Below are 10,491 nucleotides of genomic sequence, written 5' to 3'. Positions count from 1 at the left end.
ACCAATAACCCATGCCAATTGAAATCCAACCTTCAATTAATGTTAAAACTGCGATCGAAAGCCGGCGGGCCGCGCGCAGCTTCAAGCCCGATCGAATTCCCTCAGCCATATTGGCAGAAATTTTGCGCTTGGGAGTGCGATCGCCCTCCGGTTACAACTTGCAGCCTTGGCGGTTTATCGTACTTGAAGACCAAGCCAGCAAAGAAAAATTAAAAACTTGCGCCTTCGACCAGCGCCAAGTGGTAGAAGCCCCAATCGTGTTAATCTGTTGTGGCGATCGGCGCGCCGCCGAGCCCGAAAACACCGAAGCCGTCATCGAATTGGGCAAAGCAGCCGGCGGAATGAATGACACTTTAGCCGGTTATATGCGCCAAGCAATCCCGCAATTGTTCGAGAACCGTCCCAGTTTCGACTCCCTAGAAACTTGGACAAACAGACATACAATGCTCGCAGTAGCTCACTTAATGATTGCAGCTAAAAGCTTTGGAGTAGACAGTTGTCCGATGGAAGGTTTTGTCAGCGCTAAGGTGAAAGAAGCCTTTCAAATTCCCGAACAAGTAGATGTTTGCTGTTTGCTACCGCTAGGTTATGCAGCAGAACCTTTCAAACAATACGGCGGGCGTTTTGATGTGACTCAAGTTTATTACAGCGAAAGTTATGGAAAAGAGTTGCAACTGGAGACTTAAGAGTTAAGATTTGGATGACCAGGTGTCAAAGTTCCAATCAATCAAAAAAACCGATATTTTCGCAATCGGAAACCTAAAATCTAAAATCGCCAGCGGTGAGAGCAGACAGAGGAGCAAAGTATGACAGTAGCAGCGCGACAAAGCAAAGCACAAATTTTAGAAGTAAAGTTGCAGAAGCACTTACAAGCAGCCGGATTAAAAAAATTACCGCTTTATATTAGTTGCGATTTTAGAGATGACTCTTTAACGGTGGTCGGAGAACACCCGCGAAGTGTAGTTATCAAAGCAAAACCGACTTTTACGGTGCTAGAAGCAGCAATTCTCGAAATAGAACCAGAATCTATTGAACAGATTGGACTTTGCCTAAAAATTACCGGACAAAAACAGCCCTATGCTTTCCATTCTTTTACCATGCACAACCCCGTTCTGTCAAGACCCAGAACAGTGGAAGTGCGAAAGAAAGCCGAGGAAATCCCCGCAGCAGAAACGGGGATTGTGCTAGCAACAAATGCGGCAGAGACGGCGGATGTAGCGCAGGAAATGCCGTTAGAAACAGATATTAAAGAGCAGGGAGATGATGAATATTTTCCTGATTTGTCTGAGAGTTCCAACAATTCCGATCCGATCGCCTTTAGGGTAGCTGCAATCCCCGGAGATTTTACAGAAAATCCCTTCAATCCGCTGGATTTGCAAGCGGTAACAGTTTCTCAAACACCCAAGAATTCACCGTGGGCGCTGCTGGCGGCGGTAGGCACCCTCTCCCTTACAGCGTTAATTTTGGCAGGGGGTTATTACCTGTTGAGCCGCCCCTGTGTCATCGGAGAATGCCCTGCACTAGCTGATGCTAAACAGTTGAGCGACAATTCGATCAGGACGCTGAAAACTTCAAAGGTTGCTAACAGCCCCGAAGAAGCGCAGGAACAGGTAAAAGGGGCGATCGCCCTTTTGGAACCGATTCCAGCTTGGTCAATTCATCGCGGCGAAGCTCAAACCGCCCTGGAAAACTACCGCCAGCAAAGTCAGAATGTAAACTCTGCGATCGATGGCGCGCGCCTCGCAGAGTCAGCAGCCAGGAAAACCGGAAATCCTCCTTATTCTGCCGAGAATTGGCAGGAAGCGCAAGCTCTGTGGCAAAGCGCGATCGCCCAACTCGGAGAAATCCCCCAAGACAGCCCTGTTTATCCCTACGCTCAGAAAAAAGCCAAGGAATACCGGAAGAATTTAGCCACAGGAAACAAGGAATTAGGAACAGAAAAACAAGCCGAAAAAACCTTGATCGAAGCCAAAAATACAGCCCAAATAGCAGAAGCTCGCGAAGCAGTAGCTCAGACAGCCGAAAGTTGGATTCAAGTGCAATCTGGTTGGGAAAAAGCCCTGGATATAATATCAGAAATTCCCAGCAATACGCAATCTTACCAACAAGGTAAACTGCTAGTTCCGAGATACGAAACGAAGCTTTCACAAGCTCGCGAGCGCAAAAACATTGAAGGAATTTCGGAAAACGGCTACACTCAAGCAGTGAGTTTAGCAGCGGAAGCGATGATTTTTGAGGGGAAAAATGAATGGTTTAAGGCATCGGAATACTGGCGGAGAGCTTTGAGTTATGCCGAGCAAGTTCCGGCGGCCACTGCTTATTCCCAGAAAGCCAAACCGCTGATTGATTCCTACACAAAATCATTGGAGCAAGCAGAAGTAAAGTTGAAGGAAGAAAGGAATCTGCAAAAAGCGCGGGCGGATTTAGATAAAACTTGCAAAGGTAAGCCGAAGATTTGCGACTATACTGTTAGCAAAGATTTGATTGCGGTGCAGATGACTTCCGATTACGTGCAGAAATTGCAACAAACTTTCATCCAAGCGGAAAATAAGAAGGCTGTAAAGACTCGTCAAGCTGTGGAAAAGCACGTTGAAACGTTGCAAAAAGCTTTGGAGGCGATCGCCGAAAACGCCAAAATTCCGATGCAGGTGTACAATGGCGAAGGCAAGCGGATTGCGAGTCACGAACCGAAGTAGCCCGGATTTGAACATATTGTAGGGTTATATCAATTCCGGTTGCACTCAGGGGGAATTGTTGACTGTTGACTGTTAACTGTTGACTCGATTTGATTATTCCTGAGTTACTCCGCAATCAATCCAGCTTGAAAAAATTGTTGCGCCGTCAAATTCAACTCTGGAAAAGTTGGAGACTCAATCCGATCATTTCCCCGAAACAAACTAACCTCATACTCGCCGTCAACCAACCGATAAACCGATATCGTTGGTTGTTTGGGATTTCCAATAAACCGGAGGCCACCCAAACCGAGATAATCTACAATCCAGTATTCAGGAATCCCGATTAGTTCGTATTCGCCCACTTTTTTGATGTAGTCATCTTGCCAGTTGGTACTAACTACTTCTATAACCAGCGGAATTGAGGCTCCTTGAGTCACGGTTGAAAACTTTTGCCACAGAGGTTCTGATGCTAAATTTGGGCGATTTAAGATCGGAATGTCCGGCGAATAAGCTGATTGGTTTTCCAGTGGCTTAACTAATGCTTGTTTGGGGATGAAGTACGGCAGGTTTAGGCGATCGAATTCCACGGTCAATTTTCTTGCTAAAAAACCGATAACTTCTTCATGTTCTCCTAATGGCTGTGACATTTCAACAATCTCTCCATTGTGCAGTTCATAACGTCCGTTTTCTGGTTTCCATTCCGCAAATTCTTCAAAAGTTAGTGTTTTAGTTGCTATTTGAATCATGGCTATTTCTCCTTAGTGATGACTAGGGCGGGTTTAATAGATAAGCTGTCTGACCTCTAAATTGTATTTTTCGGGCGGGCTAGAAGCCCACCCCACAAAAAACTAAACTTTTATTGAACAGGTATCTTGCCTGTTCAATAAAATAAGGCTAAATGCAAGTTCCTACCTATATTATATTACCAATGCCCAATCCCTCCGCTTCGCTCCGCCCAATGCCCTGTTTGGCCAATCCCTCCGCTTCGCTCCGCCCAATTCCCAATTCCCAATTCCCAATTCCCAATTCCCAATTCCCAATTCCCAATTCCCAATTATCATTTTATCAACTGTGCATCTTGATTAAAAAAACTGCGGCACAATCCCTCCGTCAACAACAGAGTTGCGATTAAAGTTGCCAGCGCTAACACAAACATAATCAAAATCTGGTAAGATGCTGCATCAAGAGGGCTGACACCGCTGAGCATTTGACCTGTCATCATTCCCGGCAATGTCACGATTCCTACGACTGTCATTGTATTTAATGTCGGGATTAATCCAGCTTTGATCGCATCTTTGCGGTACTGTTTTACTGCTTGCTGCGGTGTGGAACCTAAACTTAAATGGGTTTCTATTTCTAACTGGCTGCTGTTAACTGTACTGACAAGTCTTTCACCGGCGATCGCCCCTGAATTCATCGCATTGCCCAAAATCATCCCCGCTAGGGGAATCAAATACTGCGGTTCGTACCAGGGGTCAGGTTGCAAAATTAGCAAGTTTGTATAGCCCAAAGTCAAGGCCGTACTAATCAAAATCGAACCAGAAACTAACGGTAGTAAGTGCTTAATTTTTTTGCTGATGCGGTTGCTAGCCACCGTGCTAGCTGTTGTGAGCATGATTACTAAAAATGCTAAAACCAGCCAAGGATTTTTTCCCTCCGGGGCAAATACGACGGCGAGCACGTAGCCGACTAGGATTAGCTGGATCAGGGTGCGCCCCGCCGCGATCGCGATCGCCCCCTCCAATCCCAATCCCTGCCACGCCGAAAGCCCGATCGCGATCGCCACCATCCCCAAAGCCCAACCCAAATCAGTAAACTCTAGCTGAATTAACATCGGCGCTGTCTTTCGATCGAGTGATTGTTTGCTCCTCTAACTATAAGATATTTGAATAAAGGTATCTGAGAAACAGTTTTGCTGCAAGAATTTGCTTTGATAATGGTTGAAATTTGTGGTGTGAAGAGTGAATAATGTTCCCCCCCTCGACTTAACCCAGCAGTACGCCCAGATTGGCGGCGAGATCAGCGCTGCGGTGCAGAAGGTGCTTGCCTCTGGCGGCTACATAGGCGGCCCCGCCGTCAAAAGTTTTGAACGAGAATTCGCCGACTACACCGGCGTTTCCGAGTGCGTTGGCTGCAATTCGGGCACGGATGCCCTGATTTTGGCCTTGCGAGCTCTCAAAATTGGCCCTGGCGATGAAGTGATTACCACTCCTTTTACTTTTTTTGCTTCGGCTGAGACAATTAGCGCCGTGGGTGCAACTCCGGTATTTGTCGATATTGACAGCGAGACTTTTAATTTGGATGTCGAACTCCTCGAAGCGGCAATTACCGAAAAAACCAAGGCAATTATGCCCGTGCACATCTTCGGCCAACCCGCAGACATGACTCGGTTGATGGAAATTGCGACTCGGCACAATTTAGCCGTAATTGAAGATTGCGCCCAGTCTGTCGGGGCGCTGTGGGAGTCTCAAAAAGTCGGTAGCATCGGCCACATCGGCTGTTTCAGCTTTTATCCAACCAAAAACTTAGGCGCTTGCGGTGACGGCGGCGCGGTGACAACAAACGATGCAGCCCTCGCAGCTTCCATGAGAATGCTCAAAGAACACGGACAGTCTTCTAGGTATTTCTACGAAGAAATCGGCTACAACAGCCGTTTAGATGCCCTGCAAGCGGTGATTCTCAGCATTAAATTGCGGTATCTCGACAGTTGGAACGCCCAGCGGCGCGAAAAAGCAGCCGTTTATAACGAATTTCTTTCCCGCGTGCCCGGAGTTTCTGTTCCCAAAGAATTGCCGGCAGCAAAAGGAGTCTGGAATCAATACACAATTCGGCTGAAAAGTCAAGAGAACGAGCAAAATCCATCGGGTAATTTTCGGGACTCGGTGCGGGCTCAGTTGCAGGAATCCGGCATCGGTTCGATGGTTTACTATCCGTTACCTTTGCACCTGCAACCTGTGTACAAATCTTTAGGCGTTGGAGCCGGTCATTTACCTGTGGCAGAGCAAGTTTGTCGCGAAGTCTTGTCTTTGCCAATGTTCCCAGAACTTTCGGGGGATCAACAAGAGCGGGCGATTTATGGACTCAAAGATTGTTTGGCACATAGCCGGTAGCATCCGGTAGCTTGGCCGCGATCGCCCGATCGACAGAAACGCCCCAAAATAGAAAAATGGCAGGGTTGCAGTGCCGTACTGGTGCAGCGGTCAGGGAAATATATTAAGTATTTTGACTGAGCACTTGTACTTTTATGTACTATATTTAATGAAAAGAAACAAATTTAGGCTAGCAATCCGCCTAGAACGGGTGCATTTTCCGCTCGCCTAAAATTTGCGGTGCGATCGTGATGAAGAAGGAAGAAGGAAGAAGGAAGAAATAAGAAATAAGAAGGAAGAAGGAAGAAGGCCCTTCGGCTTCGCTCAGGGTGAAAAGAAGGAAGAAGGAAAAAGGAAGAAGGAAGGAAGAATGTTTGAACTTTCGACTTCCCCTCCCCAATGCCCGATGCCCGATGCCCGATGCCCAATGCCCGATGCCCGATGCCCGATGCCCGATCTCAAATTCTCAACTAGACAGGAGGAGTCCCGCACTCTAACTGTACTCCGTTGAGTGCCGGGAGGAATGCGCGTGAGGCGTAACCGCCGAACAAATCTTTGATTCCCGCTATTGCAGTATTGGTTTTCACGAGATACAATAACACCAGAGTTTGTGAAGAAAATGCCCCAAGTAATCACCGCCAAGCTAAAACTCAACCTGACTGCCGAGCAAAAAGCTTTGGTGTCTCAGACTACTTTAGCTTACCGAGATGCTTTGAATTACACTTCACAAGTCGCTTTTGACGCAGGCAAAACCAGCAATGGTGCTAAGCTACAAAAAGCCGTCTACAACGAACTGCGGGTGAGATTTGGACTGGGAGCCCAAATGGCTTGCAACGTACCCAGACAAGTGTCTGGAACTTACAAAACTCTGTGGACTAAGGTAAAACAATCTAATAATGCTATTGCCAAAGGTTACACCAAGAGACGGTATAAAGGGTTAGATAAAGCTCCTAAATATATCTCTCGAACCTGTACCCTAAATTATCAACGTGACTACTCTTTTAAAACCGAAAGGCGAGTAAGTATCATCACTCTCCAAGGTCGAATAGTGGTCTCGTATGATGGCTACAACAAGCATTTAGACTTAATTACCAATGATGCTCATATTGGAGCGGCTAAAATTGTCTATCAGCGTTCCTCCAAGATATATTACCTGATGGTAAGTCTTGAAGTAGAAACACCTGAAATTAACCCACTGAAAATAACGAGAGTCTCTGGTGTTGACGTGGGTATGCGCTACTTAGCGGTGGAAACAGACTTACAAAATAAGTCTAAATTCTACTCAGGCAAGGAAGTTAGACACAAAGCTAACCGCTACCATAAAGCTAGACAAACTCTTCAGCGTAAAGGCACTCGTTCAGCGAAGCGAAGACTAATCGCTTTGTCTGGGAGAGAAAGACGGTTTATCGCTGACGTAAACCACCAAATCAGTAAGGATATTGCCAAGCCTAACACCCTGATTGGACTAGAAAACCTCACCGGAATCCGGGACAGGACTAGGACGAAATCGGGCAACAAGGCAAGCAAGAAGAGACGCAGAGCCAATCGAAACAAAGCTAAATGGTCTTATGCCGAATTGCATGGATATATTGACTATAAGGCTAACCTAAATGGTTCGTTAGCAACGAAAGTTCCGGCTCATTATACATCTAAAAGTTGTCCTAAATGTGGACATACTTCGGATGCTAATAGACCTAACAAAGGACTATTGTTTCGATGCGAATGTTGCGGACATGAGTTACACGCTGATTTGATTGGTGCGCGAAATATTGCAATGAGAGCGTTGCTTGTCCGGCAAGACTGGATGAGTACGGGGAGCTTGTCAGCATCCCCTGATGTATCGGGCCGTGAAACTAAAGCTGAGATTCTTTCTAGATTCTCAGAATTGCGGTGGAGTCCAGATACAAGCCCACACCTCCGGAGGTACTCCGCTTGGTGATGGGTAGTTGACTTTAACCTGCAATTTTCATAAAATAAGAGGAAAATAAACGAGTGCCTCAGTATCAATTCACTCAGGCTAGACGCTACGATCCACAAGCGATCGCTAAGTATTACCGCAAACGTCCTTGGAAAGCAATTTGGCGAGCAATTACCGTTATTTGGTCTTTTGCAGGCTTCGTGCTGGGGATGCTGTGGGACAGTTGGCAGCACGAAGCCGCAGCACACCAGCCGGAACGCGCCACCCATCTGCGACAAATACTCACTCGCTTGGGCCCCACTTTCATTAAAGTCGGCCAAGCCCTTTCTACCAGACCGGATTTAATTCGCAAAGACTTTCTCGAAGAACTGATCAAACTTCAAGATCAATTGCCACCCTTTGATTCGGCGCGAGCATTTGAGATTATTGAAGCAGAACTCGATCGCCCCATTAGCGAAACCTACAGCGAAATCTCCCCCCAACCAGTCGCCGCCGCCAGTCTCGGTCAAGTATACAAAGCCCGTCTCATGACCGGAGAAGCAGTCGCCGTCAAAGTTCAGCGACCCAACTTGCTACCAATCTTGAGCCTCGACCTTTACTTAATGCGCTGGGCCGCTGGATGGTTAGCCCCTTTGCTGCCGCTCAATCTCGGCCACGACCTCTCTTTAATAGTCGATGAATTCGGCATTAAACTATTCGAGGAAATTGACTATATCAACGAAGGTCGCAACGCCGAAAAATTTGCCACAAATTTTGCCGACGACCCGACAGTAAAAGTTCCGAGTATCTACTGGCGCTATACTTCAAAATCCGTTCTCACCCTCGAATGGATTGACGGCATCAAGCTGACAGATATGGAAAGTGTTAAAGCCGCAGGCTTGGACACCGATAGCTTAATAGAAGTCGGAGTCCGCAGCGGTTTGCGGCAGTTGCTAGAACACGGATTTTTTCACGCTGACCCCCATCCGGGAAATTTGTTTGCCTTAGCGGACGGCCGCATGGCTTACATCGATTTTGGGATGATGGATCAGATGGAAGAAACAACCAAAGAAAGCTTGGTTGATTCTGTCGTTCATTTGATCAACAAAGATTACTTGCAGTTAGCCCAGGATTTTGTCAAACTCGGCTTTTTGACGCCAGATACAGATATTATGCCGATCGTCCCGGCCCTAGAATCTGTACTCGGCGATATAGTCGGCGAAAAGGTGTCAGATTTTAACTTCAAGACGATTACAGACCAGTTTTCGGAATTGATGTACGATTATCCTTTCCGAGTGCCCGCGAAATTTGCCTTAATCATTCGCTCTCTCGTGACAGAAGAAGGTTTAGCCCTGACGCTGAATCCCGATTTCAAGATCGTCGAGGTGGCCTATCCTTACGTAGCGCGCCGATTGTTGAACGGAGAATCTCCAGCATTGCGCCGTCGCCTGATTGAGGTATTATTCAAAGATGGCAAATTCCAGTGGAACAGATTAGAGGACATGATCGCGATCGCCAGATCCGATCGCAGTTTCGACCTGCTACCCACCGCCCAACTAGGCATACAATTCTTGCTGTCAGAAGAAGGATCGTTTTTGCGTCGCCAATTGATATTAGCTTTGATTGAAGACGATCGCCTCCACACAGCAGAAGTTAGCAGCCTTTGGAACCTAGTCAAAGAAGACTTGCAACCAAGCCGCCTGTTCAACGTTGCTTTAGACGCTTTAACAGAGCTTTCCACAGCAGGAACAGCCGCGCTGACTCGGTTTTAATTTTAGTCAGCAGTCAGTAGTCAGTAGTCATTAGTCATTAGTCATTAGTCATTAGCGACTTGTGAGCCAGCGAAGCCGAAGCAAGTCAAAGGGTGGTCATTAGTTATAAATCAAAAGACAACTACTAATTACCAATTAACTTTTTTGACCACAAAAAAGTCCCGAATACGCAAATTTCAAAATGCAGAAAATAGAGGCGAAAATAATTTCCTTCTTACTGCTAAATGCTAACAACTGACAACTGACAACTAACAACTGACAACTAACAACTAACAACTGACAACTGACAACTGACAACTGACAACTGACAACTGACAACTGACAACTGACAACTGACAACTGACAACTGACAACTTTTCCATTACCAAAACTAAGGAATTATTCGTGTATTATTTTCCCGAACCTCCATATTTTTTAATGAGCGCTGGATTGCTAGCAGGTATGGCATCAGGCTTAGCTTTTGAAGCAACACTCAAACAAGCAGTGCAGCAGTGGTCAAAAAATCGCTCTACTCGTACTCTAGCTAACCTGCCAAGGTTGCAATTATCCATACCTTTCATCGGAATGGCCGGGGGAATTTGCGTATTTTTAGCTTCGGGAGTGGAGATTTTTGGCTTCCCAAAATTACTTTCTTATGCTCTAGCTTTACCTCTCACACTACTCACCGCCTGGTTGGTTTGGACTCAGCTAAACAAACTGTTAATCGAACTCGAACGCGGAGGTTCCCAAGCGCTCGATTTAGATTCATTTGAACAATAAACTTCTTAAACCGCAGACAAACGCGAATAACACAGATAAAAACCCATCAGCGTTTATCAGTGTTAATCTGCCAACATCTGCGGTTCAAAAAACCAATCAAACTAATACCATTTTTCTTTCATATGTGCTACTACCCCCCCACTCCCCCCCGAAATAAGGGGGGGTTGGGGGGGTAATATCAAATCCGGTAGCATCGGAATTATAAAATCGAGTCAGATCAAATCCACGCTTCATAGTTCTGTATTCATCTCTCTCTTGTCTTCCTCTGTGTTCTCTGCGCCCTCTGCGGTTAAATCATT

The 10,491-nt window shown here is 46.3% G+C and carries 9 protein-coding genes; 6 read left to right on the top strand and 3 right to left on the bottom strand.

Going from position 1 to position 10,491, the window contains the following annotated elements; all coding sequences use genetic code 11:
- The first annotated feature begins 11 nt into the window (after positions 1 to 11).
- A complete protein-coding gene (locus tag WBA89_RS08405) occupies positions 12 to 686 on the top strand; it encodes a nitroreductase family protein (RefSeq protein ID WP_424405552.1) in 675 nt (224 codons plus the stop codon).
- 120 nt (positions 687 to 806) lie between these two features.
- Positions 807 to 2,696 (top strand): hypothetical protein, encoded by a 1,890-nt coding sequence (locus tag WBA89_RS08400; protein ID WP_424405550.1) that lies wholly within the window; start codon positions 807 to 809, stop codon positions 2,694 to 2,696.
- Between the two features lie 104 nt (positions 2,697 to 2,800).
- On the opposite strand, the gene WBA89_RS08395 is transcribed toward WBA89_RS08400, so the two are convergent.
- The 3 genes from WBA89_RS08395 to WBA89_RS08385 all read right to left on the bottom strand — a co-directional run bounded on the left by WBA89_RS08395 (position 2,801) and on the right by WBA89_RS08385 (position 4,509).
- Entirely contained in the window at positions 2,801 to 3,421 is a 621-nt protein-coding gene (locus WBA89_RS08395; RefSeq protein ID WP_424405548.1) for a Uma2 family endonuclease, read from the bottom strand.
- A 171-nt stretch (positions 3,422 to 3,592) separates the two neighbouring features.
- Positions 3,593 to 3,736 carry a hypothetical protein gene (locus WBA89_RS08390; protein ID WP_424405546.1) on the bottom strand — a complete coding sequence of 48 codons (144 nt, stop codon included), beginning with the start codon at positions 3,734 to 3,736 and terminating at the stop codon, positions 3,593 to 3,595.
- On the bottom strand, positions 3,733 to 4,509 hold the full coding sequence (locus WBA89_RS08385; RefSeq protein ID WP_424405544.1) for an ABC transporter permease: 777 nt from the start codon (positions 4,507 to 4,509) through the stop codon (positions 3,733 to 3,735). The genes WBA89_RS08390 and WBA89_RS08385 overlap by 4 nt, the downstream gene beginning before the upstream one ends.
- A gap of 127 nt (positions 4,510 to 4,636) precedes the next feature.
- On the opposite strand from WBA89_RS08385, the gene WBA89_RS08380 reads away from it, so the two are divergent.
- The 4 genes from WBA89_RS08380 (at position 4,637) to WBA89_RS08365 (ending at position 10,192) form a co-directional block, all read left to right on the top strand.
- Positions 4,637 to 5,785 carry a DegT/DnrJ/EryC1/StrS family aminotransferase gene (locus tag WBA89_RS08380; protein ID WP_424405542.1) on the top strand — a complete coding sequence of 383 codons (1,149 nt, stop codon included), beginning with the start codon at positions 4,637 to 4,639 and terminating at the stop codon, positions 5,783 to 5,785.
- Between the two features lie 598 nt (positions 5,786 to 6,383).
- Positions 6,384 to 7,703: an RNA-guided endonuclease InsQ/TnpB family protein gene (locus WBA89_RS08375; RefSeq protein ID WP_424405540.1), complete on the top strand. Its 1,320-nt coding sequence runs from the start codon at positions 6,384 to 6,386 to the stop codon at positions 7,701 to 7,703.
- A gap of 53 nt (positions 7,704 to 7,756) precedes the next feature.
- Positions 7,757 to 9,433, top strand: a complete 1,677-nt coding sequence (locus tag WBA89_RS08370) for an ABC1 kinase family protein (protein ID WP_424405538.1) — start codon at positions 7,757 to 7,759, stop codon at positions 9,431 to 9,433.
- Positions 9,434 to 9,817: 384 nt separating this feature from the next.
- On the top strand, positions 9,818 to 10,192 hold the full coding sequence (locus tag WBA89_RS08365; protein ID WP_193973787.1) for a hypothetical protein: 375 nt from the start codon (positions 9,818 to 9,820) through the stop codon (positions 10,190 to 10,192).
- The last annotated feature ends 299 nt before the right edge of the window (positions 10,193 to 10,491 follow it).

It is taken from the genome of Microcoleus sp. (assembly GCF_049646505.1).
Taxonomy (GTDB): Bacteria; Cyanobacteriota; Cyanobacteriia; order Cyanobacteriales; family Microcoleaceae; genus Microcoleus.
The sequence above is the reverse complement of the archived record's forward strand: the minus strand, read 5'-3'. Positions and strand labels throughout refer to the sequence as shown.